This window comes from Amycolatopsis sp. ATCC 39116 (genome assembly GCF_000231075.2).
Classification (GTDB): Bacteria; Actinomycetota; Actinomycetes; order Mycobacteriales; family Pseudonocardiaceae; genus Amycolatopsis_E; species Amycolatopsis_E tucumanensis.
This window is the reverse complement of the sequence record NZ_AFWY03000025.1, coordinates 20,973-45,089: the sequence shown is the minus strand read 5'-3', so window position 1 is coordinate 45,089 and position 24,117 is coordinate 20,973. Positions and strand designations below refer to the sequence as shown.

The 24,117-nt window shown below is 75.0% G+C and carries 24 protein-coding genes; 13 read left to right on the top strand and 11 right to left on the bottom strand.

Annotation, left to right across the window (positions count from 1 at the left end):
• Positions 1–14: 14 nt before the first annotated feature.
• Positions 15–719, bottom strand: coding sequence for a type 1 glutamine amidotransferase domain-containing protein (locus AMY39116_RS0323765; RefSeq protein ID WP_020420127.1), 705 nt, complete (start codon positions 717–719; stop codon positions 15–17).
• An 81-nt stretch (positions 720–800) separates the two neighbouring features.
• On the opposite strand from AMY39116_RS0323765, the gene AMY39116_RS0323760 reads away from it, so the two are divergent.
• Positions 801–1,679 (top strand): LysR family transcriptional regulator, encoded by an 879-nt coding sequence (locus tag AMY39116_RS0323760; RefSeq protein ID WP_020420126.1) that lies wholly within the window; start codon positions 801–803, stop codon positions 1,677–1,679.
• A 1-nt stretch (position 1,680) separates the two neighbouring features.
• On the opposite strand, the gene AMY39116_RS43485 is transcribed toward AMY39116_RS0323760, so the two are convergent.
• The gene (locus AMY39116_RS43485) at positions 1,681–2,337 is read right to left on the bottom strand and encodes a hypothetical protein (RefSeq protein ID WP_020420125.1); all 657 of its coding nucleotides are present in this window, start codon (positions 2,335–2,337) and stop codon (positions 1,681–1,683) included.
• Between the two features lie 101 nt (positions 2,338–2,438).
• On the opposite strand from AMY39116_RS43485, the gene AMY39116_RS0323750 reads away from it, so the two are divergent.
• Positions 2,439–3,437 carry an SDR family oxidoreductase gene (locus AMY39116_RS0323750; protein WP_020420124.1) on the top strand — a complete coding sequence of 333 codons (999 nt, stop codon included), beginning with the start codon at positions 2,439–2,441 and terminating at the stop codon, positions 3,435–3,437.
• A gap of 127 nt (positions 3,438–3,564) precedes the next feature.
• Here the strand turns inward: AMY39116_RS0323750 and AMY39116_RS0323745 are convergent, their stop codons facing one another.
• Entirely contained in the window at positions 3,565–4,059 is a 495-nt protein-coding gene (locus tag AMY39116_RS0323745; RefSeq protein ID WP_020420123.1) for a hypothetical protein, read from the bottom strand.
• A 256-nt stretch (positions 4,060–4,315) separates the two neighbouring features.
• Here AMY39116_RS0323745 and AMY39116_RS0323740 point away from each other — a divergent pair, with 256 nt between their 5' ends.
• The gene (locus AMY39116_RS0323740) at positions 4,316–5,059 is read left to right on the top strand and encodes an LPXTG cell wall anchor domain-containing protein (RefSeq protein ID WP_020420122.1); all 744 of its coding nucleotides are present in this window, start codon (positions 4,316–4,318) and stop codon (positions 5,057–5,059) included.
• 43 nt (positions 5,060–5,102) lie between these two features.
• On the opposite strand, the gene AMY39116_RS0323730 is transcribed toward AMY39116_RS0323740, so the two are convergent.
• Positions 5,103–7,769, bottom strand: coding sequence for a LuxR family transcriptional regulator (locus AMY39116_RS0323730; protein ID WP_020420121.1), 2,667 nt, complete (start codon positions 7,767–7,769; stop codon positions 5,103–5,105).
• 130 nt (positions 7,770–7,899) lie between these two features.
• On the opposite strand from AMY39116_RS0323730, the gene AMY39116_RS0323725 reads away from it, so the two are divergent.
• The 3 genes from AMY39116_RS0323725 to AMY39116_RS0323715 are packed head-to-tail and all read left to right on the top strand — an operon-like array spanning position 7,900 to position 9,406.
• Positions 7,900–8,445 (top strand): hypothetical protein, encoded by a 546-nt coding sequence (locus AMY39116_RS0323725; protein ID WP_020420120.1) that lies wholly within the window; start codon positions 7,900–7,902, stop codon positions 8,443–8,445.
• The gene (locus AMY39116_RS0323720; protein WP_020420119.1) at positions 8,442–8,915 is read left to right on the top strand and encodes a YceI family protein; all 474 of its coding nucleotides are present in this window, start codon (positions 8,442–8,444) and stop codon (positions 8,913–8,915) included. The genes AMY39116_RS0323725 and AMY39116_RS0323720 overlap by 4 nt, the downstream gene beginning before the upstream one ends.
• A 59-nt stretch (positions 8,916–8,974) precedes the next feature.
• Positions 8,975–9,406, top strand: a complete 432-nt coding sequence (locus tag AMY39116_RS0323715) for an archease (RefSeq protein ID WP_235716207.1) — start codon at positions 8,975–8,977, stop codon at positions 9,404–9,406.
• Between the two features lie 2 nt (positions 9,407–9,408).
• Here AMY39116_RS0323715 and AMY39116_RS0323710 read toward each other — a convergent pair whose 3' ends face one another.
• The 3 genes from AMY39116_RS0323710 to AMY39116_RS0323700 all read right to left on the bottom strand — a co-directional run bounded on the left by AMY39116_RS0323710 (position 9,409) and on the right by AMY39116_RS0323700 (position 11,396).
• Positions 9,409–10,110: a 1-acyl-sn-glycerol-3-phosphate acyltransferase gene (locus AMY39116_RS0323710; protein WP_027936182.1), complete on the bottom strand. Its 702-nt coding sequence runs from the start codon at positions 10,108–10,110 to the stop codon at positions 9,409–9,411.
• Between the two features lie 367 nt (positions 10,111–10,477).
• On the bottom strand, positions 10,478–10,948 hold the full coding sequence (locus tag AMY39116_RS0323705) for a hypothetical protein (RefSeq protein WP_020420116.1): 471 nt from the start codon (positions 10,946–10,948) through the stop codon (positions 10,478–10,480).
• Between the two features lie 22 nt (positions 10,949–10,970).
• Positions 10,971–11,396 carry a hypothetical protein gene (locus AMY39116_RS0323700; RefSeq protein WP_020420115.1) on the bottom strand — a complete coding sequence of 142 codons (426 nt, stop codon included), beginning with the start codon at positions 11,394–11,396 and terminating at the stop codon, positions 10,971–10,973.
• A gap of 151 nt (positions 11,397–11,547) precedes the next feature.
• Between AMY39116_RS0323700 and AMY39116_RS0323695 the strand changes: the two genes are divergently transcribed.
• Entirely contained in the window at positions 11,548–12,054 is a 507-nt protein-coding gene (locus AMY39116_RS0323695) for a DUF1269 domain-containing protein (protein WP_020420114.1), read from the top strand.
• A 3-nt stretch (positions 12,055–12,057) separates the two neighbouring features.
• Here AMY39116_RS0323695 and AMY39116_RS0323690 read toward each other — a convergent pair whose 3' ends face one another.
• Positions 12,058–13,392 carry a diacylglycerol kinase family protein gene (locus AMY39116_RS0323690; RefSeq protein WP_020420113.1) on the bottom strand — a complete coding sequence of 445 codons (1,335 nt, stop codon included), beginning with the start codon at positions 13,390–13,392 and terminating at the stop codon, positions 12,058–12,060.
• A gap of 111 nt (positions 13,393–13,503) precedes the next feature.
• Between AMY39116_RS0323690 and AMY39116_RS0323685 the strand changes: the two genes are divergently transcribed.
• Genes AMY39116_RS0323685 through AMY39116_RS0323670 form a run of 4 tightly spaced genes read left to right on the top strand, consistent with a single transcriptional unit; the run spans position 13,504 to position 16,488 of the window.
• Positions 13,504–14,934 carry a DUF2252 domain-containing protein gene (locus AMY39116_RS0323685; RefSeq protein ID WP_020420112.1) on the top strand — a complete coding sequence of 477 codons (1,431 nt, stop codon included), beginning with the start codon at positions 13,504–13,506 and terminating at the stop codon, positions 14,932–14,934.
• Positions 14,935–14,968: 34 nt separating this feature from the next.
• Positions 14,969–15,454 (top strand): hypothetical protein, encoded by a 486-nt coding sequence (locus tag AMY39116_RS0323680; protein WP_020420111.1) that lies wholly within the window; start codon positions 14,969–14,971, stop codon positions 15,452–15,454.
• Entirely contained in the window at positions 15,438–15,983 is a 546-nt protein-coding gene (locus AMY39116_RS0323675; RefSeq protein WP_084506146.1) for an RDD family protein, read from the top strand. Before AMY39116_RS0323680 ends, AMY39116_RS0323675 begins: the two co-directional genes overlap by 17 nt.
• Positions 15,984–16,020: 37 nt before the next feature.
• Positions 16,021–16,488: a hypothetical protein gene (locus tag AMY39116_RS0323670; RefSeq protein ID WP_235716206.1), complete on the top strand. Its 468-nt coding sequence runs from the start codon at positions 16,021–16,023 to the stop codon at positions 16,486–16,488.
• Here the strand turns inward: AMY39116_RS0323670 and AMY39116_RS0323665 are convergent.
• Together AMY39116_RS0323665 and AMY39116_RS0323660 are read right to left on the bottom strand one after the other, a co-directional pair.
• Complete coding sequence (locus tag AMY39116_RS0323665) at positions 16,454–17,788, bottom strand: hypothetical protein (protein ID WP_020420108.1); 1,335 nt, start codon at positions 17,786–17,788, stop codon at positions 16,454–16,456. The genes AMY39116_RS0323670 and AMY39116_RS0323665 overlap by 35 nt on opposite strands.
• Positions 17,781–18,014 carry a hypothetical protein gene (locus tag AMY39116_RS0323660; protein ID WP_039791719.1) on the bottom strand — a complete coding sequence of 78 codons (234 nt, stop codon included), beginning with the start codon at positions 18,012–18,014 and terminating at the stop codon, positions 17,781–17,783. The genes AMY39116_RS0323665 and AMY39116_RS0323660 overlap by 8 nt, the downstream gene beginning before the upstream one ends.
• Before the next feature lie 215 nt (positions 18,015–18,229).
• On the opposite strand from AMY39116_RS0323660, the gene AMY39116_RS0323655 reads away from it, so the two are divergent.
• Positions 18,230–20,845, top strand: a complete 2,616-nt coding sequence (locus AMY39116_RS0323655) for a LuxR C-terminal-related transcriptional regulator (RefSeq protein WP_020420106.1) — start codon at positions 18,230–18,232, stop codon at positions 20,843–20,845.
• Positions 20,846–20,912: 67 nt separating this feature from the next.
• Positions 20,913–23,516: a LuxR C-terminal-related transcriptional regulator gene (locus tag AMY39116_RS0323650; protein ID WP_235716205.1), complete on the top strand. Its 2,604-nt coding sequence runs from the start codon at positions 20,913–20,915 to the stop codon at positions 23,514–23,516.
• Here AMY39116_RS0323650 and AMY39116_RS0323645 read toward each other — a convergent pair.
• Entirely contained in the window at positions 23,502–24,113 is a 612-nt protein-coding gene (locus AMY39116_RS0323645; RefSeq protein ID WP_020420104.1) for an HdeD family acid-resistance protein, read from the bottom strand. The two genes, AMY39116_RS0323650 and AMY39116_RS0323645, sit on opposite strands and share 15 nt — an antisense overlap.
• Positions 24,114–24,117 lie beyond the last annotated feature (4 nt).

Below are 24,117 nucleotides of genomic sequence, written 5' to 3'. Positions count from 1 at the left end.
CGTCGGCTCCTGTGTCAGGACGCGGACCCGGCAGCCAGCAGTTTCAGCAGTTCCGCGGCGAGTAGAGCGGACGAGGCGGGGTTCTGCCCGGTCACCACGGTGCGGTCGGTCACCACGTGCGGCGCGAACGGCTCACCCGTCTCGACCTTCAGGCCCGCCTCCGTGAGCCGGTCCTGCAGCAGCCAGCGCGCCTTGGCGGCGTTGCCGGCCAGCTCCTCCTCGGCGTTGCTGAACGCCGTGATCCGGTAGCCGGCGAAGGCGTTGCCGCCCTCGTCGGTGGTGGCGGCCAGCAGTGCGGCCGGCCCGTGGCAGACCACGCCGAGCGGCTTGCCCTCCCGCAGGGCGCGGACGAGGATCCGGCCGGAGTCGGCGTCGGAGGCGAGGTCCTCCATCGGGCCGTGCCCGCCGGGCACGTACACCGCGTCGAAGCCGTCCAGGTCGACGTCGGCCAGCGCGACCGGGTCGGCGAAGTCGGCGGCGGCCGCCTCGCGCAGGTGGGCGGCGGTCTCCGCGCCGCCGGTGGCCTCCGGGCTCAGGCTGGCCTCGTCGACGGGCGGCACCACACCGCCGGGCGTGGCCACGGTGACCTGGTGCCCGGCCGCGGTGAAGGCCTCGAACGGGACCACGGCCTCCTCGGCCCAGAAGCCCGTCGGGTGCTGGGTGCCGTCCGCCAGCGTCCAGCGGTCGGCGCCGGTCATCACGAAGAGAATGTTCGCCATGCCTGCGACGGTAGGCGGGAAGCCATCGGAAATCGAATAGAAGTGGCGATCGATCCCATAGGTTTTCCGATACCTTGGGGTGTGGACCTGAACCTGCTGCGCACCTTCCTCGCCGTCTACCGGTCGGGCTCGTTCACCGCGGCCGCGCCCCTGCTGGGCCTGTCCCAGCCGACGGTGACCGCGCAGGTGCGCACCCTCGAGCAGCAGCTGGGCCGCGCGTTGTTCACCCGCCTCCCGCGCGGCGCCGAACCCACCCATCTGGCGCACGAGCTGGCGGGCCGGGTCGCGGGGCCGGTCGACGCGCTGGCCGCCGTCGCCGCGACGGCCACCGTCCACTCCGGACCGCCGGAGCCGGTGTACCTGGCCGGCCCGGCCGAGCTGCTGTGCGTGCGTGTGATGCCCGCGCTGGCGCCGCTGGTCGCCGGTGGCGTGCGGCTGCGGGTGGCGACCGGGCTGACCGATCCGCTGCTGGAGCAGTTGCGCGCCGGGCACCACGACCTGGTGATCTCGACCCGCCGTCCCCGCGGCCGTGCGCTGGTGGCGTACCCGCTGATGGACGAGGACTACGTGCTCGTCGCCGCGCCGTCGTGGGCCGCGCGGGCCGGTGACGACCCGTGCGGCGCGGTGGCGGGCCTGCCGCTGGTGACCTACGCCGAGGACCTGCCGATCGCGCGCCGGTACTGGCGGGACGTGTTCGGCAAGCGGCTGACCGCCGAGGCGGCGGTGACCATGCCCGACCTTCGGGGGGTGGTGACCGCGGTGGCCGCCGGCGCCGGGTACAGCGTGTTGCCGCGGTACCTGTGCGCCGCCGAGCTCGCGGCAGGCGCCCTCGTCCCGCTGCACGAGCCGGAGGAGGCGCCGTTCAACACGGTGTTCCTGGCGCAGCGGCCCGGCGCCGAGGTGAATCCGGCGGTCGAGCGCGTGCGGGACCTCCTTCTGCGCGAGGCTCGCACCTGGTAGCTCAGATGACGATGCCCCGTTCCCGGATCGCGTCCCACGTGTCCAGGGGCAGCTCGGTGAGGGCGAAGACGTCGTCGACGGCCGAGAAGCGGGCGCCGGCGCGGGCGTCGACGATCTGCTGCGCGACCGCGGGGTCGACGGCGCAGGTCTGGGCGATCGCCGTGGCCGGGGCGGCGTTGAGGTCGACCAGGCCGCCGTCGTCGTAGTCGCGGGGCAGGTCGGGGCGGCCGATGCGCAGCTCGCGCGCCATCGCCGGGTCGTTCGCCGCCAGCTCGCGAGCCTGCCTGCGGCGTTCCCGGGCGGCCTTCACCCGGGCCACCGCCGGATCCTCGGGTGGCGCGGCCGGGCGCGGGGTGTTCGCGCGGCGCCGCAGGAAGTGCTGCTGTACCGAAGCGAGGGCGATCATCGCGATCATCACGGCGCCGCCGATGGCCGAGCGCGTGTCGTCCGCCGGGGTCGGCGTCGGGTCGGCGGGCGGCAGGACCGCCAGCACGGCCACCAGCACCGCGAAGTACAGGACCGCCCACAGGTGGATCCGCGGCCGGCGCAGCCGCACCGCGGCGTGCACGAACGGCACCCACGCCAGGATGCCGAGCGACAGGATCGTCACCGGCAGGTACCACCAGCCGGTCCAGCGGCCTCGCGTGCTCCTCGTCATCCCGGTCCTCCCCTTGGCTGTTCCTGCTTCGACGCGCGCCGGGGGCGTTTGGTTGCCACCCCGGCCGAGCGGGTACCGCCCCGGGGACGGAAGGAGACGCCATGCCGAAACCGGTGTCCGAGCAGGTGGTCGTCATCGCGGGGGCCTCCAGTGGGATCGGGCGGGCCAGCGCGCTCGCCTTCGCGGAGCGGGGCGCGCGGGTGGTGTGCGCGGCGCGCGGTGTGGAGGCGCTGGACTCGCTGGTGCGGGAGATCCGCGACGGCGGCGGCCAGGCTCTGGCGGTGCCGACCGACGTCGCGGACCCCGCCGCAGTCCGGCGGCTGGCCGACGAGGCCGAGCGCGAGTTCGGGCGGATCGACACGTGGGTGAACGCCGCGGCGGTGGCGGTGTTCGGGTATGTCGAGGAGATCAGCGACGCGGAGTTCGAGCGCGTCATGCGGGTGAACTTCCTGGGCCACGTGCACGGCGCGAAGGCCGCGCTGCCCGCGTTGCGGCGGGCCGGTGGCGGGGTCGTCATCGGGATCGCCTCGGTCGAGGGCGTCCGCGCCGTGCCGTTGCACGCCCCGTACACGGCGAGCAAGTTCGCGCTGCGCGGGTTCTACGACTGCCTGCGGATCGAACTGGCCCAGCGCGGCGACCCGATCGCCGTGTCGACGATCCTGCCCGCGGCGATCGACACCCCGTTCTTCGAGCACTCGCGCAGCAAGATGGGCGCCCTGCCGAAGCCGCCGCCCCCGGTGTACGCGCCGGAAAGCGTGGCCGAGAGCGTGGTGTTCGCCGCGGAGCATCCGCGACGGGAGATCCCGGTCGGCGGGGCGGCGCTGGCGTTCTTCCTGGGGCAGCGGCTGTCGCCCGCGTTCACCGACGCGGTGCTTTCGGTGCGGCGGCTGGGAGCCGGGGCGTTCCGCAACGAGCGCCCGGACAACGGGGTGGACAATGTGGACAGTCCGGTGGCGGAGACGGGGAGCGTGCACGGCAGCGAGGCCGGCCGGGTGTTCCGGGGCAGCGCGTTCAGCCGGGCGGTCGGGCGCCTGCCGCGCCCGGGGGAGCTGCTGACGGCCGCGGTGTCGGCGCTGCACCGCCGGGAGGCGTCGCGCTGACTCGGCTCGCCGTGCCGGCCGGCCTGCGCAATGCTTGCCGCGCCCGTCGCGTGCCGGAGACCGGCCTGCTCGCGACACGAACTGTACGAAGTGGAGCTCGACGGGGCGGGCGGGTTCGTGGTGCGTGCTAGCCCCGGGCGTCCCGCTGCGCCTGGCGGATGAGGTCGAGGACGTGCTCGGCGTCGGGCACCTTGTGCAGCACCAGCGGCGGGACGAGCAGGCCGCTGGCGCGGTGCCCAGGGTTCTCCTGCGCTCGCGGGTCGCCGAAGGCGATCGAGCCGTCCTCCAGGAGCTTGGGCGTGGTGAGGTCGGTGAGCAGTTCGCTGCGCCGCACCCGGAAACCGTTGATCCGCCGCTCGACGATGATCCGCCGCGAGGTCACGGTGTAGTGGCCGAGGGTGAGCGACCACCGCGTCCACAGCGGCCGGGTGAGAACGCTCAGCAGCGCCAGTACCGCCGCGTTGAGCAGACCGTTCCAACCGGACACCAGGATCGAGGGCCCGACGATCACGGCCGCCAGCGTCGCGTACACGCAGACTGCGATGACGGCGTTCCGGCGGCGGTACCAGGGCGGCACCGGACCCGCCTCGCCGGTCCACAGCACGGTTTCCCCCGGATCCACGGTGGAGGAATCGCATGGCCGGTGGAAGTCGTTTCACGACGTTCAGTCAAAGAATCACCCACCACTGCTCTACACCGTGGTTGAAACACACTCGCGTTTACCGGTGTTCTACTTCGGAACGAGCACCAAACGGACTCGAAACGGTCACCGAGCGCATTCCGGCGTGATCAGGTTCCGCCATCCGGGGTAGCGTGCGCCTGCTCGTAGCGCCGCCCGGCGGCGCGCGAAATCCCCGACCCTTCCTGGAGTTCCCACGATGACGTTCATCGGACGCCGGTCGCTGCGCGCGGCCGTCGCCGGGGCCCTGCTGGCCACCGGTTTCGTTCTCGGCACCGCGACGGCCCACGCGGCCGCCGAAGACCCCCGCGCCACGCGGCACGAGGGCAATGCCAGCACCTGCGCCGATGCCAAGCTCGCCGGCTCGATCCTCACCTCGCCGGACGACTACACCTACACCCGCGGCAAGCTCGAGGACGACCAGTACCTCGACATCCTCACCGTCTCCCCGGACATCACGGTGACCGGCATCGTCGTCAAGGGCGGCAGCGCCTACAACGTCTACGAACCCGGCAAGCTCGGCCTGCCGGACAGTCCACCGTGGATGGACCTGCGGGCCCCGGTGACCGGCCAGAACGCCAACATCCCGCAGCTGAGCCACTGGTTCGTCTGCGGCACCGAGAACACGACCACCACCACGACGACCGCGCCCAGCACGCCGGGGACCGGGACCACCACCGCGACGACGACCGCGTCCCCGGGCACGTCGTCGTCGAGCGCCGTGAGCACGACGCCGGAGTCCAGCGCGGGCACCACCAGCAGCTCCGCGGCCGGCGGCGGCGCCGTCGCGACCACCGGTGGCGGCCCGAAGGCGACCACGCAGAACGCCGAGGAACTGGCCTACACCGGGTTCGACGGCGGCTGGCTGATCGCGCTCGGCGCGGCGCTGGTCCTCGGCGGCGCGGCGCTGCTGTTCGTGGTCCGCGCCCGCCGGAAGGCCTGATCCACCCGCCCGGCGGACCGGTCACCTCCGGTCCGCCGGGCGGTCAGCCGACGCCGGCCGTGCGCGCCCACTCCGCGATCTGCGTGCGGTTGGCCAGGTTCAGCTTGTTCAGGATGCTGCGCACGTGGCTCTCCACCGTCCGCTCCGAGAGCACCAGCCGCTCGGCGATGGCCCGGTTGGACAGCGCCGCCGCCAGCAGGCCGGCGATCTCCCGCTCCCGCGCGGTCAGCGGATCGGCCGCCCGCAGGCGGTCCAGCAGCTCCGACGCGCGCCGCACGGCGCCGGGCATGCGCAGGCGCCGCGCTTCCGACAGCGCGGCCCGCGCGAGTGGTGCGTCGCCGGTCAGTGCGGCCAGCGCGAGCCGGTTCAGCGCGACGTACGGGCGCGCGCCGGTGCGGGTGTCGATCGCGATGGCCTCGGCGAACCAGCGCCGCGCGTCCTCGTCCCGGCCCAGCACCGCCGCGGCACGCGCCCGCCACGCCACGAACGTGTCCGAGCAGAACACCCCGGCCCCGCCGGAGACCACCGGTGGCAGCGTGGCGAGGTGGTCGGCCACCAGTCCGGCGATCTCGCGGTCGCCGAACTCGTCCGCGAGCAACAGCAGGTGGAACGCGGTCGCCGGGTTCTGGGCGAGGAACGCGGTGTCGACCTTCGGCCGGACCGACTCGTAGCGGGCGGCCGCCTCCGCGCGCCGCCCGAGCACGAGCGCCACCACCGGTCCCGACACGACGGCGATCGCGAGCGCCGGGGTCGGGTCCAGCGCCAAGTCGGCGCCGTCGGGGATCTCGCCCGGGTCGCCGGTGACCGTGGCCAGCTGCTGGCGGAACGCGAAGGACAACCCGGCCGCGGTCTCGTCCTCGGCGAGCTCGGCGGTGGCGACCTCGGTGGCCAGCTCGTCCAGCTCCCGGGCCGCCGCGAACGACCCGCGGTAGGCCAGGACCGACGCGCGCAGCCGCAGCTCGTGCCAGCGCACCAGCGGCAGCCGGGTGGCGCGCGCCAGCTCGGAGATCGCGGCCAGCTCGACGTCGACGGCGGTCATCGTGCCGACCTCGAAGGCCGCGTCCAGCCGCCACTTGTGCCCCCACAACGCCAGCAGCGGCTGGCCGGTCCGGGCGGCGAGGTCGATGGCGAGTGTGGCGAGCCGGAGCCGTTCCGGCAGCGGCAGCTCGATCGGCCACACCTTGAACCGCGCCCGCACCGCGTCCACGAGCGCCTCCGGGTCGCCGCTGGACTCGGCGAGCGCGAGCGCCTCGTCGGCGAGCCGGGCGGCTTCCGCGGTGCTCCCGGTCTCGGCCGCCAGTGACGCGCACTGGGCCAGCAGCCGGGACCGCGGCGCGGGATCGTGCACGACGCCGAGCGCGGTCGTGGCCAGCTCGGCCAGGCCCGGCACCAGATCCGGGGCGGCGATGTCCCGCACGACCAGTGCCGCCGCGGCCGCGAGGTCGGGACGGCCGCGCGCGGCCTCGCGGGCGTGCTCGAAGGCCTGCCGGAAGCGGCCCGCGCGGTACTCGGCGGTGGCGAGCTCGATCAGCAGCTCGGGCAGGCGCGACAACTCGCCCGCCCGGCGCAGCGCGTCGTGCGCGAAGCCCAGGAACCGGGCCGCTTCGGCGAAGGCGAGCGAGCGCGTCGCCTCCGCGGCCGCTCGCCGGGCCCAGTCCGCGGCGCGCGACAGTGCGGGTGTGTCGGCGGCGGACCGCAGCCAGTGCCCGGCGACCACCCCGGCCAGCGCCGGATCCCGCCGCGCCCGGTCTTCCAGCGCCCGCGCCGCGCGGGCGTGCAGGGACTCGCGGACGCTCGGTTCGAGGCCGGCGTAGATCCCGTCCCGCACGACGGCGTGCGCGAAGCGGCGCAGCCCGGCGCCTGCCGGCACCAGCACCCCGGCCCGCACGGCGGGATCGAGCCAGCGGGCCACATCGTCCACTCCGGACACTTCGGCGAGGACGGCGCTGTCGACCTCCTCGCCGAGCACGGCGGCGATCTCCAGCAGTTCCCGCGTCTGCGACGGAAGCGCCGCGACCGTCGTGCGCACGAGGTGGCCGAGCGGAACGCCGTCGCCGGACCGCGCGATCGCCCGCAGGTACAGCGGGTTGCCGCCGGATCGCCGCAACGCGTGCCGGGCGTCGAGGCCGCAACCGTGGTGGGCCAGGAACTCGCGCACCTCCGCTTCGGACAGCGGCGGCAGGGTGATGCCGTGCGCGCCGGGACGGCCGAGGAGGTCCGGCAGCGCCGCGTCGAGCCGCCCCGGCTCGGTGTCCCGGTAGGTCGCGAGCACGGCGAGCCGGGACCGGTGCAGCTCGCCGGCCAGGTGCCGCAGCAGTCGCAGCGACGTTTCGTCCGCCCAGTGCAGGTCCTCCAGCACGAGCACCAGGCCCTCCGGCTCGGCGGCGGCCACCAGCGCGTCGGTGGCGGCCGCGGCGAAGCGGAACCGCGCGGCGGCCAGGTCGCCCACCTGGTCCGGTTCCGGCACGTCCAGCCCGGCCAGGACGCGGCGCCACGGCCACAGCGGCGGCGCGCCCGGATCGTCGACGCACCGGCCCCACCGCACCGGCGCCGGGCCGCCCGCGGTGGCTTCCTCGCAGAGCCGGGTCTTGCCGATGCCTGCCGGGCCCGCGACGAGCAGCAGTCCGCCCGCGCCCGCGGCGGCGTCGCCGAGCAGGCGCGCGACCTCGCCCCGCGCCGCGGCGCGGCCGACGAACGGCTCGGTGCCCACGCCAGGAGTATCGCCCGCGCGGCCCGCTCCGTGACGGGATTCAGTGCCGCGCATCCGTGCCGGCACTGATGTGGCGGCCCCGCCCGCGGGCGGACAGTCGTGCGGTCACCACAGCGGGAAGGAGAACCCGATGTACGCCACCGTTCACCAGTTCCGGCGCTCGTCCGGCGACGGAGACGAGGACCGGGGCACGTCCCGGCCCGGCTCCCTCGGCGGCTGCGTGCTCGCCGAGATCGCCGGCGCGGCCGGCGCCGAGATCACCTTCTGGCCGGACCGCGACAGCGCTGCCGCGGGCGGCGGTTCGGCGGTCTACCAGGTCGAGTTCGCCGGCACCGCGCCGGGCGAACCGCGGTTCGCGCAGGTCACCTGGTTCGCCGGGCCGCGCAGGCAGGAGGTCTCCGACGCCGGGGCGCGCGCGGGACGCGACCGGATCTGGCCCGCCGTCCGCGAGGTGCCGGGAGCAGGCAACTGCTACGCGCTGGTGGGGGAGGACAACGCCTGCCTGGTGCTGGGTTTCGCCGACAGCGTCGAGGCGATCGAGGCGGCGCAGCGGGCCGTGATGACGACCGAGCTGCTGCCGGGCGAGGACGAGGCCCTGCTCCCCGGCCCGGACCGCGTCGACGTGCACCGCGTGCTCCACGCGGACCTGCCCGCGCCGGTGGGTGATCCCCGATGACCGCCGTGCGCAGTGGGAACTGGACCGTCGTCGCCGCGGGCACCACCGCGCGGTTCGCCGTCCGGAACCTCGGGTTCAATCGGGTCACCGGCACCATCCCGGTGCGCGGCGGCTCGGTGCAGGGCATGGCCGTGCGGGCCGAGCTCGACCTCGCGGGGCTGGAGACCGGCCACGCGAAACGGGACGCCGACCTGCGCAAGCCGAGCCTGCTCGACAGCGCGGCCCGGCCGGTGCTGCGGTTCACCGGCACTGCTGTCGACGCCGGGCGTGTCGACGGCGCGCTGGAGCTCCGGGGCGCCATCTGCCCGATCACGCTGACGGTCCAGCCGGCCCCGGACGACCGCCCGGAGGCCCCGCACCTGATCGCGACCGGCGTCCTCGACCGGGCCCCGCTGCGGATGCGCGTCCCGCGGTTCGTGATCGGCCGTCACATCGAGATCACTGTGGACGTCCGCCTGGCGCCCGGTTGACCACGGTTCATCCCCGGCGGGTGGTGCGTGCGGCCGCGGGCGGGCGGATCGTGGACCGCGTGGGATCGCGGGCACTGGCCGGCCGGGACGGCCGCCGTCCGGTCCACGCCGCGGATCTGCGGATCCGGGCGTGGGCCGCCGGCCGCGAGGCCTGCCTGGCCGAGGCGGTGGAGGCGATGGTCCGCAGCTTCCTGGGCCGGGTGCCGCGGCCGTCGTCCGACGTGCGGTTCAGCGTGTCCGGCGGCAGCGACACCGACCTGCTCCGCGCCCTGCTCACCAGGGCGATCGACTGCATCCGCGTGCTGAACCGCATCCCGGTGTCCGTCACGGTCGTCCGCACGGCCACCGGGTTGTCGGTCGAATGCGCGACGGTGGACGCGGGCGCGATCCTGCCGTGCGGCGCGCTCCCGAAGCGCGTGTCCGCGACGGGGTTGCGCTGCGAGCCGGCGGGTGACGGGCGGTGGCTGGCCACCGCGCTGATCGACGTCTGAATTCAGGGCGCGGGCGCGGTGCCGCCGAGGTGGGCGGGCAGCCACCACAGGTCTTCGGGGCCCGCGGGCTTGTCCGGGTACTCCGCCTGCGCCTTGTCGAGCAGCAGGCTCATCCGGTCGCGCAGCTCGCGGGTGACCGCGTCGGCGTCGTCGTCCGGGCCGGGGCGCAGCGGCTCGCCCATCAGGATCGAGACGGGCACGTGCCGCTGTGTCAGGTTGCGCGGCCTGCCCTTCGTCCACAGGCGTTGCGAGCCCCACACCGCCATCGGGATCAGCGGCACCCCGGCCTGCGCCGCCATGCGCGCCGCGCCCGACTTGACCTCCTCGACGGTGAACGACGGGCTGATCGTGGCCTCCGGGAAGACGCCGACGACCTCTCCGGCGCGCAGCCGGGCGACCGCCTCGTCGTAGGCGCCGCGACCGGCCTTGCGGTCGACCGGGATGTGGCGCATTCCGCGCATCAGCGGGCCGGAGATCCGGTGGTCGAAGACCTCTTTCTTGGCCATGAAGCGCACCAGCCGCTTCGCGGGCTGCGCGCCCAGCCCGCAGAAGACGAAGTCCAGGTAGGAGACGTGGTTGCAGGCGATGACCGCGCCGCCGCGGGCCGGCACGTGCTCGCTGCCCTCGACCCGCAGCTTCAGGTCGAGGACCCGGAACATGGTCTTGGCGAACAGGACGACGGGCGGGTACACGAGCTCTGCCATCCCGTCAGGTTACGGGACCGTAGGTTACTTTCGCGTAGGGTGCGGATGTGACGTTCGTCCGGTTCTCCGGTCGGAAGGTGACGGGCCGGCCAGGGCGTCGAACAGGTCCGGCAGCGGTCATCGCGGCGATCGTGTCCGGCCGACGCCGTGCTCGCCGGCGTTCCCCGCAGTTCCACGGCTCCGGTCAGGAAGAAGTTGCGCCACGTCGCTCTCCGCGGGCGCCTCGGTGCCGGGGGTGACCTGGACGACCACGCGCACGAGGAGCGGGTCGATGACGATCACCCCGGCTTCGCCGTCGTCCGCGATTATCCGGGGATCCGTCAGCGCTCCCAGGAAAATCCGTGTGGCGCAGGGCCCTCCGCGGCCGTCACCGCTGGAGCCGGCGTGCCTCGCCGCCGTGGACGACCACCGCCCAGATGACCACCACGTCGAGCGCGATGACGAGCGTGGCCCACACCGGGTACGCCGACAGGAACGCCAGCTGGGCGACCGCGTTCACCGTGGCCAGGACGACCGCCGTGACACGGGCCCACGCGGCGCCGGTGAACAGCCCGATGCCGGCGGCGACGGCGAGCGCCCCGACGATCAGGTGCACCCAGCCCCAGCCGGTCAGGTCGAACACCAGCGTGCCCGCGGCCCCGACGAGGTAGTACTCGTCGTTGAACAGGGCGACCAGCCCCTCGATGACGTTGAAGATCCCGAGCAGCACCATCATCGCGCCGCCGAACCACACCCAGCCCATCCAGGCCGAGCGTGACTCGTACGGGGCGGGCGCCGGTTCCGGGGGACGGGTGCCGCCCAGCGGCTCGACGTGGGGCTGCGCATGCTGCTGAGTCATGGGTTCCTCCTGCTGGAGCGGATCAGTCGGTGAGCCGCATCTCCCGCCCGTGCGCGATGAGCGCGTAGATCACGAAGACGTCGAGCGTGATGACGATGAGCGACCAGACCGGGTACGCGGGCACGAAGGCGAGGTGGATGATCGCGCTCGCGCCGGCCAGGATCGCGCCGAGGTACTGCGCGACGCGGTTGCCGGCCAGGACGCCGCAGCCGATGACGACGGCGGTGACCCCGAGCCCGAAGTGCACCCAGCCCCACACGTCGTAGGAGACCTCGACGACGAGACCCGACGAGGGCACCGCGAAGTAGTCCTCGTCGAACACCGCGACGAGGCCCTCCACCGCGTGGAAGAGGCCGAGCAGGACCAGCATGATCCCGCCGAAGGAGACCCACCCGGTCCAGCCCGTGGCCGTCCGGGGTGGGGTGGAAGAGGTGTAGCTGTCGGTCATGTCGCGCCTCCCGCGGAAGCCGGGGTCCGGACGTTCCACGGTGCACCGCCGCCCGCGCGGACGCCTCATTCCCCGCGGGTGATGGCACCGGGCCGCGCGCCGCGCACAGTCCCCCGCGTCGAAACCCGAACCGGGTGAACAGGAGGACGGTATGGGCACGTTGAGCGTGTGGAAGTTCGAGTCGCCGCACGGGGCCGAGAACGCACTCGGGCTGCTGACCAGGCTGCAGAAGGAACAGCTGATCAGGATCCAGGACGCGGCGTACGTCAGCTGGCCCGAAGGGCGGAAGAGGCCGAAGACCAAGGAACTGGGCAAGCTGACCGGTGCGGGCGCGCTCGGCGGCAGTTTCTGGGGCTTCCTGTTCGGGCTGATCTTCTTCATCCCGTTGCTGGGCATGGCGGTGGGCGCCGCGATGGGCGCGCTGGCCGGGTCGATGCGGCACGGCGGCATCGACGAGGACTTCATCCGCGAGGTGCAGCGCCAGGTGACGCCCGGGACGTCGGCGCTGTTCGTCGTCACCAGCGAGGTCGTGGCCGACCGGGTGCTCGAACCGTTCAAGGAGACCGGCGCGACCCTGATCACCACCAACCTCTCCGCCGAGCAGGAGACCCGGTTGCGCGAGGCCTTCGCCGAGTCGGAGGAGGCGCAGCGGGTGTGACCGTCAGGTGGTCCGGCCGGACAGCACCCGGAACAGTGCCGCGACCACGGCCCGCGTCCCCGGTGGCAGCAGCGCCGCCGGGGACGCTCCGGGCGCGTCGCGCGGCACCCGCACCCGCAGCGCGCCCGGCAGGATCCGGAACCGCAGCGGCGGCGCCAGCCGCGCCGCCTCACCGTCGACGCCCGCCTCGACCGCGGGCAGTCCCGACTCCACCACGAACTCCGGCGCCGACCACGACCGGTACCCGGGGAACCGGGAGATCCGGCCCGCCATCTCCGCCGAGACCAGCCGCGGCACCTCGGCCGCGCGGTTCACCGTCACGGTGACCACGCCGAGCGATCCGCGGTCCAGGCGTTCCCGCGTGCCGAACCCGCTCAGGTGCTCCAGCCGGTAGGGGCCGTTGGACACCAGCACCACGTCGGCCGATTCGCTGCGGGAACCGTCCGGCAGGCCGAACCGGAGGTCCGGCCGCGGCGCGTCCGGGCCGAGCAGGCCGGGCAGCTGCCGGGCGACCGTCGCCGCCTTGGCGTCGCGGTAGTCGGGCGACTGGACGACCGAGGCGTAGACGCCGAGCGAGACGTTGTTGACGAACACCCGCCCGTTGAGCTCGGCCAGGTCGATGCGGCGTTCCAGCGCGTCGCCGAACGCGGCCAGCGCCGCGGGCACGTCCTCCCGGTCCAGTCCCAGGTCGAGCGCGAGGTGGTTGCGGGTGCCCGCCGGGACGCAGACGAACGCCAGTCCGTGCCGCCGGGCCACGTCGGCGACCAGCGCCTGCGACCCGTCGCCGCCTGCCATGCCGAGCACGTCCGCGCCGCCGTCGGCCGCCTGTTCGGCCAGTGCCCGCAGGTCGTCGCCGGGGCGCAGCTCGACCGGCTCCACCCCGAGCGCGCGGGCCCGCTCCGCCAGCCCGAACCGGGCCGCCTTCCCGCCGCCCGACCGCGGGTTCAGGATCAGCACCCCGTGCCGGGCCGGGCCGACGCGCTTGCCGTCGGCGGACGGCGGGTGCCCGAGCGCGGCCCGCGTCGCCGCCCCGGACAGCGCGACCAGCACGACCACCACGAGGAACCACAGGTAGGCGCGCAGATCCGGGAGGGCCACCGTGGCGGCCAGCGCGAGCACCGCCACCGCGGCGGACAGGACGCGCCGCGGTCCCCGCCGCACCAGCGCCGCCCACGCGGCCGCCACGGCAACCCCCACGAGTACCGCCGCGACCACGAGCTCGAGCGGGTCCCGCAACAGCACCAGGACCGTGACGGCGAGCGCCGCGGCGCCCGCGAGCAGAGCGGCGAGCGCGAACCCGCGCCGCGCCGCGGGGACGCGAACCGCACGACCGGTCATCGCCACACACCGCCTCCCGCTGCCGGGCCACCACTGTGACCGCGGGGCCCGGGACCGGCCTCACCCGGGCCGGAGGAGGCGTTCCGCGGCGCCGGCGCGGACCGTGCCGGGATGACACGCACCACGACACGCACGATGCCCCTGGCGGCCGTGGACGGCGCCGGCCTGACCCGCGCCGAGCGGGCCGGACGCGGAAAGGCCGCGCGGACGCGGGTTCCGCGGTCCCGGCACGCCGCCTGGACCCGTGACGGGCCCGGGCCGCTGGAACTTCTCGCCGGCCAGGACGCCTCCCGCGTGCCCGAGCTGGTGCCCATCCGCTACGGGCGGATGGCGGTCACGCCGTTCACCTATTTCCGCGGCGCCGCGCTGCCGATGGCCGCCGACCTGGCCGGCACGCCGGTCACCGGGTTCACCGTGCAGGCCTGCGGTGACGCCCACCTGATGAACTTCGGTCTCTACGCTTCGCCGGAACGGCGTCTGGTCTTCGACATCAACGACTTCGACGAGACGCTGCCGGGGCCGTGGGAGTGGGACGTCAAGCGGCTGGCGGCGAGCGTCGAGGTCGCCGGGCGGGACAACGGCCACACCGGCGGGCAGCGGACGACCGCCGTGCTCGCGGTGGTCGGCGAGTACCGGCGCGCGCTGCGCGAGTTCGCCGCGAGCACCGCGCTGGAGGTCTGGTACGCCCACGCCGACGTGGAGACCGTGCGCGAGGTGTACGCCGGCGAGCTCTCGGCCGGGCGGCGGCGGCGCCTGGACCGGACCGTGGCCAAGGCCCGCAGCTCCGGCCACAGCGGCTCGTTGCGGCGGTTCGCCGCGGTCGACGGCGGGCGGCTGCGGATCGTCCCGGACGAGCCGCGGATCATCCCGCTGGACCGCGTCGCGGGCGACGGGGTGGACCCGGCCGAGACGGCGGAGCGGCTGGACGCGATCCTGCAGGCGTACCGGCGCTCGCTGGAGCCGGAACGGCGGGCGCTGCTGGACCGCTACGCGGTCGCCGACATGGCGCTCAAGGTCGTGGGCGTCGGCAGCGTCGGCACCCGCTGCTGGATGATCCTGCTGCTCGGCAACGACGAGCACGACCCGCTGTTCCTGCAGGCCAAGGAGGCGGGCGAATCGGTGCTGGAGCGGTTCGCCGGACCGAGCCGGTTCGCCAACGCCGGGCAGCGCGTCGTGGTCGGCCAGCGCCTGATGCAGACGGTGAGCGACATCTTCCTCGGCTGGGTGCGGGTGCGCGGGTTCGACGACCGCAGCCGCGACTTCTACCTGCGCCAGCTGCGGGACTGGAAGGGGTCGGCGGCCGTGTCGGGCATGCGGCCCGAGGGGCTCGCCGCCTACGCGCGGTTGTGCGGCTGGACCCTGGCCAGGGCGCACGCGCGGTCCGGCGATTGCGTGGCGATCGCCGCCTACCTGGGATCGTCTCCGGTGTTCGACCACGCGGTCCGGGACTTCGCCACCACGGCCGCCGACCAGAACGAGCGCGACCACGGTGCGCTGCGCGCGGCGATCGACGAGGGGCGCATCACCACCCGGGACGGGTGAGGCCGGCGCGGGCGGTCCGCGGCACGATCCCGGCATGGTGGCAGCGGAGGGCCCACGGCCGGGTCCGGCCGCCGCGGATCTGGTGCTCGGCGGCGGCGCACTGGCCGTCACCGCGCTGCGAAGCCTGGCGCGCACGGCCCTCGCGCCCGTGCGGCCGGTGCTCGCGCCGGTCGTGCGGACCGGGAACTGGCCGGCCCCGCTGCGCGAGCTGGCCGAAGACGGGCAGCGGCGGCGGCAGGAGGCGGTGGCGCACGGTGTGCGCCTGTTCCGCCGGGTCGCGCCCGCCGTGGTGGTGACCGTGCTCGACGAACTGGACCTGGCCGGGATCGTGCGCGGCGTGATCGAGGAGATCGACCTGCCGGAGATCATCCGGACCTCGACCGGGTCGGTCGCGAACGAGTCGGTGCGTGACGCGCGGATCCAGGCGATGGCCGCGGACGACGCGGTGGCCCGATGGGCGGGGCGGATCTTCGCCGCACGGCGGCGGCCGCTCCCGGCCGGGCATGACGCCGCGACCTGACGGTGGGCCGGGTGCGGCCTGGTTCGCCGCGCTGCCCGCACCCGCGCGCGCCCACCAGGGCAGGCCCGCCGGACTGGTCAGCCGCACCCTCGCCGCGGTCGTGGACTGCGTGGTGCTGGGCGTGGTGCTCGCCGGCCTCTACCTCGGGTGGGCGGTGGTCGAGTACTCGCTCGACCCGGTGCGGTTCACCTTCCCCGCGCCGGCCAGGCTCGTGACGTTCGCCGTGGCCGCCGGGATCGCGGTGCTCTACCTCGCCGTGTGCTGGACCGCGACCGGCCGCAGCGTCGGCGACCAGCTGCTCGCGCTGCGCGTGGTGGACCACCGCGGCCGTCCGCCCCGCCCGGTGCGGGCGCTGGCGCGGGCGCTCGGGTGCGTGTTCGTCCCGGTCGGCCTGTTGTGGGTGGTGGCCGGTGGCCGCCGCCGGTCGCTGCAGGACCTGCTGCTGCGCACGTCGGTCGTCTACGACTGGAACCCCCGGCTCCGGCCGGTCTCACCCGGAACGAGTGACGCCGGGGACAGCGCGGCGTAGTCATCGTGGCGGGGTTTCCGGACGAGGGGAGGCGATCGTGGTGGATGCTCGCGTGCGGTCCGCGGGCGTGGCGCTGGGCGCCGCGGCCGTCCTGTGCGCGGTCGCCTGCGGTGGGGAGGGCGGCTCGGCGACGTCCACCACCACCGCCACCACCGGCGGCAGCCCCGCGACGAGCGCCACGAGCCGTCCCGAGTGCGCAGCCCTCGTGTCCACCGGGCAGGCGCTCGTCGAGACGGTCACCCAGTTCGTCAACGGGCAGGCCACCGGCGAGCAGGTGCGCGTGGCGGCCGAGCAGCTGGCCGCGTCGGTCGAGATCGTGCGCGCCGTCGTCGGCGCGGACACCGCCGCCCGGCTGGACGAGGCGAAGGCCGCGCTGGAGCGCCTGCGGTCCGCGCTGACGGCGCAGCCGCCGGACCTGCCGCAGGTGCGGGCCGCGGCGAACGACGCGCTCGCGGCCCTGCGCGAGGCCGTCACCCTGTGCCAGGCGAGCCCGCCGTCCGGTTGATCACCTCGTCGCCGCGGGGCTGGTCCAGGAACTGCAGCACGCCGAGGGCGAACACCAGCACCAGTGCGATCACCAGCACTGTGAGCCCGCTGGGGCTGCTCAGCGAGACGAAGACCAGCACGGCGACGCCGAGCAGGCCGAACCGGAGCGCGGTGAGGTGCGCGTGCACCCACGGGCCGACCGGGCCGGTGCGCAATCCGGCCTTGGCCTCGCCGCGGCGCAGCCAGCCGATCGCCTTCCCCGCGCCCCGGCGGACGCCCACCGCTGTGGCCGACGGCCCGGCCAGGAACGCGCCCAGCGCGACCACCAGGCCGATGGCGAACACCAGCCGCAGGCCGTCGCGCAGGAACCGGACGATCAGGTCGTAGGAGACCCCGGCGGCCACGGTCGCGCGCGGCGGCACCGCGCCGACCAGCACGCCCCGGGTGATCAGCAGCGCCGCGGCGATCACCAGCATCCCCAGCGACACACCGAGGCCGGCGCCGATCAGCGCGCGCCGGTGGCGCCGGGCGGCGTAGACGCCCAGGGCGATCAGCGCGAGCGCGACCCACGGCAGCCAGGTGGCCGCCTTGTCCAGCAGCGAGTAGCCGTTCTTCGCCCGTTCCAGGGTGGTGGCGTCGGTGATCGCGATCGTCGGGTGGACGTCGGGGATCCGGCTCGCCACGCCGAACCCGGACTGCACCAGCTGGTTCTTGGCCTCGGCGATGAACGGCGCGAGGTCCAGCCGCACCTCGCCGTCGGACACCACCACCGCCTCGCTCCGGCCGGACAGCACCGCGTTCATCTGCTCGCTGGCCGTGCGCAGCGAGCGGTCCCACAGTTCGGCGACGCGGGGGCCGGACACGATCGCCGCGACCCGGTCGCGCACGAACCCGCGCAGGCTCGACTCCAGCGGCCCGGCGAGCCCTTGCAACCGGTCGGTGACCGCGGGCGGGACGCCCTGGGCGCTGAGCACACCCAGCGCGTCGGAGGTCAGCTCGGGCACGTCGACGTACTCGAACACGGTGGCGGTGACCCGGTCGGTGATGGCGGTCTGCACTGACGGTTCGCGGATGACGGGGCTGGTCGTGTCGACGAAGCGGTCGGTGTCGGCCACCTGGTTGTGCACCCAGACGGTCAGCAGGGCGACCGGCATCAGCAGGCACCCCAGCGTCAGGATCACGCCCGTGGCCAGCGAACGCCACCGGATCCGCCGTCTCGGCGTGCGCTCGCGCAGCGTGGCGATTTCCGCGCGCAACCGGTCGAGTTCCGCGCGCTCGCCGTCGGTCAGCGGCGTGGCGCGGCTCGAGGTGTCAGTCATCACCGGTCTCCGTTCTGGGCAGCTCGGGGATCCGGTGCACCGACACGATCTGCAGGCCGAAGTCCTCCAGCAGCAACAGCAGCCCGTGCAGGTGCGCCTGGTCGGAGACCGCGCCGTAGATGATGGTCTCCGGCGGAGCGGGGACGACGCGCACCTCGCTGAACTCGCCCACCGCCTGCCGCAGCTGCGGTGAGCACCGCCCGTGGACACGGAACTCGTAGTTCATCTCCGGCACGACTCCGCCTCCTCGAGCAGGTGGGGGCGACGGCATCCGGCCGCTGCCCGGCAGCGCCACACTCCGTGCCGGGCGGGCCGCTTTCCTCGCCTGCCCTGGGTGAGATGCCACTGGCCGCTGGAAACGGCCGCGCCGGGTGTCCACACTGGGAGCCGGCGAGAGGGAGTGTGATGCGGGACCCGGGGAGCGGGGAGGATCGCGGGCGCGTGCCGAGGAGCAAGATCACGGCGCCCGATCTGCCCGCGCACTTCGTCTCCCGTCCCCGGTTGCTGACGCTGCTCGACCGAGCCGCCGCTCCGGTCACCGTCGTCCGCGCGCCCGCCGGGGCCGGCAAGACCCTGCTGCTCGCCGAATGGGCGCGCAGCCGCGGGGCCGGCCCGGCGGCGATGGTGTCGCTGGATCCGGACGACCGCGACGACCACCGGTTCTGGTCGGCGGTCCTCGACGCGTTCGCCGCGGGACCGGGGATCCCGCCCGGCAGCCCGTTGCGCACGCTGAGCGTGCCCCGCGACCCCGCCGCCGCCCCGGGTTTCCTCGCCGAGGTCCTCGACGCGCTGGACGTCCTGCCCCGGCGGGCGCTGCTGATCCTGGACGACGTGGAGGCGCTCGCCGGCGCGGGGCAGCGGACCGCGCTGGACGCGCTGGTGCGGCACCAGCCGGCCGGCCTGCGGCTGGTGCTGTCCGGGCGGCGCGAACCCCTGCTCCCGCTGGCCCGCCTGCGGCTGTCGGACCAGCTGTTCGAGATCGGCCCCGATGACCTGCGGTTCACCCCGGCCGAGACGCGGGCGTTGTTCGCCGTGAGCGGCGGTGACGTCCCGGCGCGGGTTCTGGGCAGGCTGGACGAGGAGGCCGAGGGCTGGGCGGTCGCGCTGCGGCTGGCCGCCGCCGCGGCCGTGCGCGAGGGCGGTCTCGACGAGTTCTTCGCCGGGCACGACCGGGCGCTGGAGGAGTACCTGGACCAGGAGGTGCTGGCCGGGTTCGACGAGGCCGTGCGGGAGTTCCTGCGGCTGATCAGCGTGTGCGCGGACACCTCGCCCGCGCTGGCCGCCGCCCTGGCCGGCCGGTCCGACGCCGCGGCCGTGCTGCACGACCTGGCCGGGGCCGGTGTCGTCGTGCGGGAAACGGGCGCGGCGGACGGCTACCGGATCCTGCCGCTGCTGCGCACCTACCTGCTCGCCGATCTCGCGCGGCGCGACCCGGACCGGCTGGCGGGCCAGCACCGGCTCGCCGCGGCGTGGTTCGAGGGCCGGGGTGACGCCGCGCAGGCGCTGCTGCACTCCGCCCGCGCCCCCGACGCCGCTCGCACGGCCGCCCTGCTGCGGACGGACGCGGTGCCGCTCTTCCTCGCCGGCGAGCACACCGTGCTGCGGGAGGCGCTCGGGGTGCTCGGCGAAACGCCGGTGGCGCGGGAGCCGCGGCTGGCGTTGCTCGCGGCGGCGCTCAGCCTCGAGACCGGTGAGACCGGCACGGCCGAGCTGCACCTGCGCCACGCGGAGGACGCGTGGCCGGCGGAGCCGCAGCCGGAACTCGTGGTGCTCCGGCAGCTCGCCCGCTCCCGCCAGGCCCAGCTGGACGGCGACCTGGCCGAAATGGCGAGCGCCGCGCGCGAGGTGGACGCGGAGCTCGCCCGCGACACGGATCTGGAGGCGCTGGCCGGGCTGCAACGCGAAACGGAGGTGCTGCTGACCGGCGAGCGCCGCGGCGCGCGGGACCACGTCGGCGCGGTGGCGAACCGGGCCGGGGCGACCGGCCAGCGCCACGTCGAGGCCCGCGCGCTGACGATGCTCGGTGAACTCGCCGTCCTGGACGGGGATTTCCCGGCGGTGGACCGGATCGGCGAACGTCTCGACTCGGTGGCGGCCAGCGCCCGGGGCACGATCGAAGGCGCGACCACCGGCGTGGTCCGCGCGTACCGCGCCCTGCTGCGGGCCGAGCCCGAGGAGTGCGTGCGGCTCGTCGTGCAGACCACCCGCGCCGTCGACGGCATGGCCGCGCGGATCGGGGGGAACCTGGAGGTGGCCGCGGAGATGCTCGGCGGCGCCGCGCAGTTCGACACCGGCGACTGGCAGGGCGGCCTGCGGCGGATGCGCCGGGTGCGCCTCGGCCTCGGCGACCGCGCGCTGCAACCGGAGTACGCCGCGGTCTCGGGTGTCCTCGAGCACCGGGCGGCGCTGCTGGCCGGCGCGGCCGACCACGCCCGCGAAGTCGTGGCGTGGTGCCTGAACGAGTTCGGGCGGACCGCCGAGCTCCTGCTGATGCGAGCGCGCGCGCAGATCGCGCTGGGCAGGCACGGGCCCGCCGCCAAGGCACTGCAACCCGTCGTCGACGGCAGCGTCACCGCCGTGCTGCCGTGGTCGGCCATCGAGGCGCGCCTGTTGCGCACCCGGATCGTCCTGCACCACGGCGACCTCGACACCGCGCGGCGGCTGGTGGCCGAGGCCCTGGCCGACGCGGAACGCCTCGACGTCTGGCGGCCCTACGTGTTCGCGCCGGAGGAGGTGATCTCCGTGCTGATCGGACTGCTCGGCAGGCTCGGCGGGCGGGAGGGCTTCGCCGCGAAACTCCTGGAACGCAGGCGGCACCTGGGCGGCAGCGCGATGCCCGAGCCGCTCACCGAACGCGAGCGCAGCGTGCTGCGGCTGCTGCCCACGCTGCGGTCCGTCGAGGAGATCGCCAACGACCTGACCGTGTCGCCGAACACGGTGAAGACCCACGTGCGCGGGATCTACGCGAAACTGGGCGTGCACCGGCGGCGGGACGCCGTCGCGGTGGCGATCGCGCGCGGACTGCTCGACGTGCACGGCGCGGAACCGGGGGAATGACGACCCTGTCCGGTGAGGACCCTTGGCCCTACCCCGGACACACCGTCCGCCCATAGTTTCTCCAGTCATGCAGGAAAAGGCGGCGAATCCCGCCGGCGGGCGGCGGTGGGGTGTCCCGCACACGAAGGTCGTGCCACCGCGGTTGCCGGGAAATTTCGTGCGCCGGCCGGGGTTGTGCGAAAAGCTCGCCCACGCGGTGGCCACCAGCCCGGTCACGCTCGTCTGCGCGCCCGCTGGGTGCGGGAAGACGCTGCTGCTGGCCGAATGGATGTCCACACTGGCGCGGGACGCGGTGTGGGTTTCGCTCGACCACGACGACGACACCGCGCAGCACTTCCTGACTTCGCTGCGGTTCGCCATCACCGAGCACACGCTCGCCACGGTGGAACCCGCGCTGCGGCACCGGTCCGCGCCGCCCGGCGACGCCGCGGTGACGGTCGCCGAACTCCTGCAGGCGATCGAGGCGCTGCCCCACAGGCTCGTCGTGGTGCTGGACAACGTTCAGGAGATCCCCGGCCGGGACGTGCTGCGCGTGCTCGCCGCGGTGATCCGCCACCAGCCCCGCAACCTCCGCCTGGTGCTGGCCGCGCGGTCGGATCCCCTGCTGCCGCTGGCGAAGCTGCGCGTGCAGGGCCGTCTGACGGAATTCCGGGCGGACGCGTTGCGGTTCGGCCCCGCCGAGGCGCGTGAGCTGCTCGACGGGTGTGGTGTCCGGCTCAGCGAAGACCAGTTGCTGCGCCTGGTGAGCCAGACCGACGGCTGGGCCGCCGGGCTGCGCCTGGCCGCCCGCTCGCTGCGCACCACCCAGGACCCGGACCGGTTCGTGCCGTACTTCGCCGGCCACGACCACGCCATGGCCGACTTCCTCACCGGCGAGGTGCTCGCGCACCTGCCTGGCGACTCCCGTGAGATCCTGGCCATGCTGAGCGTGAGCGACCGGGTGACGCCGCGGCTGGCCGCGGCGCTGACCGGGCGCGACGACGTCGGCGGCCTGCTGGCCGGGCTCGAGCGGGAGGGCGTGCTGGTCACCGCGGTCGAGGGCGAGCCGCCGTGGTACCAGCTCCACCCCCTGCTGCGGGCCTACCTGCGGACCGAGCTCACCCGGCACCAGCCGGACCTGGTGACCGTGCTGCACCAGCGGGCCGCGCGGTGGTTCGCCGGCCAGGACCGCCCCCGGGAGGCGCTGTTGCACGCCGAGCAGACCGGCGACGAGCGCGCGGCCGCGGAACTGTTGCACGCCAAGGGAATGGACGTGCTGCTCGACGGCGGGCCCGGGCTCGTGCTGCGTGCGCTGGACGCCGCGGGGAGCCTCGTCGCGCGGGACGCCCGGCTCCTGCTCTTCGCCGCGCTGGCCCACCTCGAGCTCGGCGAGCTGTCCGCGGCCGAGTCGGACATCGCGCGCAGCTCCCGGGTGTGGCCCGAGCGGCCGGACGAGGGGCTCGCCGGGTTCCGGCGGCTCGTGGTGTCCGCGCACGGGCTGGCCTGCGGCCGTGCCCCGGCGCCCGGTGGCGCCGGGGTGTGCCGGTCGGCCGCGGCGGAGGCGTGGGCCCGCCTCGACCACGGTGTCGCGTTGCTCGCGGCGGGCGACCACGGCGGCGCCGCCGGGGAGCTGGCGGCCGCCGACCGGCTCAGCGACGAGCAGGACCTGCACTACCTGGAAGTGCACACGAAGGCCGCGCACGCCCTGCTGGCGGTGGCCGCGGGCGACGACGCCGGGGCCGCGGAGGCGAGCGAGCTCGCCCTCACCCTCGCCGGGCACGGCACTTGGAAGCGCTCGCCCTGGCTGGCGGTGTGCCGAGCGATACTCGGCTTCGCCCGCTTGCTGCGGACCGATCTGCGCGGCGCCCTGGAACTCGCCGCCGGCCTGGACGGCGTCGAGCCGAGCGCGCTGCGCTTCGCGGGCGGGGTCATCGAAGGCGCCGCCCGGTACGACGGCGGCGACCGCGCGGCCGGCCTGAAACTGTTGCAGGACAGCCGGAGCGCCCTCGCCGGCGCGCCGGTGCCGCGACCGCTCGCCGCGATCGCGATGGCGCTGGAGCACCAGTGCGCGCTCGTCCTGGCGCAGGCCCCGCACGCCCGCGACGCCGCCGAGTGGGGCGCGCGCCGCCTCGGCCCGGTGGCGGAAGTGCACCTCACCGTGGCGCGTGCCCGGTTCGCGCGCGGTGACGTGGACGGATCCGTGCGTGCCCTGCGGGCCGCGCGGGAGCCGGGCGTGCCCCGGCTGGTCGCCGGCACGGAAACCGAGCTGGCGCTGCTCGACGCCGCGACCGCCCTGCGGCTCGGCTGCCGCACCAAGGCCAGGGGATCGCTCGAAGAGGCGCTCGTCTCCGCCGTTCCGGCCGGGATCGTCCGTCCGTTCGCCTACGCCGACCCGGAGGTCAAAGTGCTGCTGCTGGACCAGATGGGCGGGTTCGGCGCGGCCGAGACCTTCGCCGCGCGGGTCCGGCGGGTGCTGACCGAGGACGGCGCGGCGACCGCGGCGGTGCTGACGAACCGGGAACTGGTCGTGCTGACGCGCCTGACCTCACCGCAGCCGCTCGACGAGGTGGCTTCGGAACTGCGGGTGTCGGTGAACACGGTGAAGACCCACGTGCGGGCCATCTACGCCAAGCTCGGCGTGAACAACCGGCGGGCGGCCGTGGTCGCGGCGCGTGAGCTAGGCCTCGGCTGAGCGGTGGCCGTGGCGCGGCAGCGTGCCGTGCTCCTCGCGGCGCACCTCCACGCCCCAGCCGAACAGCAGCGCGCCGCCCAGCACCAGCTGCAGCCCGAGGATCCAGACCAGCACGACCAGGCTCGCCGAGGTGTAGGCGAGCACGAGGACGCCGGTGACCAGCGCGAGCGCACCGCAGGCGACGCGCCAGGCGCTGCCGGTCTCGCGTTCCGCCAGCCCGTGCACGATCTGGATCAGGCCGGCGACCACCCAGAACATCCCGAGCAGCAGCGTCAGCGCCGCCAGCGTCGGGAACGGGTACCGCACGAAGACGATGCCCACCAGGATCGACAGCACACCGGCCAGCACGGGCAGCGTGCGCTCCCCGGCGGACCGGTCCCCGGCGGACAGCGCCGAGACGAGCCGGACCACGCCGTCGACGATCGCGGAGATCCCGAAGACCACGGCGATGACCTTCAGCGTGGCCTCCGGCCAGGCGAGGACCACCGCGCCGGCGGCGATGGTCCCGACGCCGATCGCCATGACGGCCCCGGACGAGCCTGCCGCGCCGGCGAGTGAGTGGACGGTCCCGCGTCGCGGGCTGGTGTTCGCGGTCATCGCG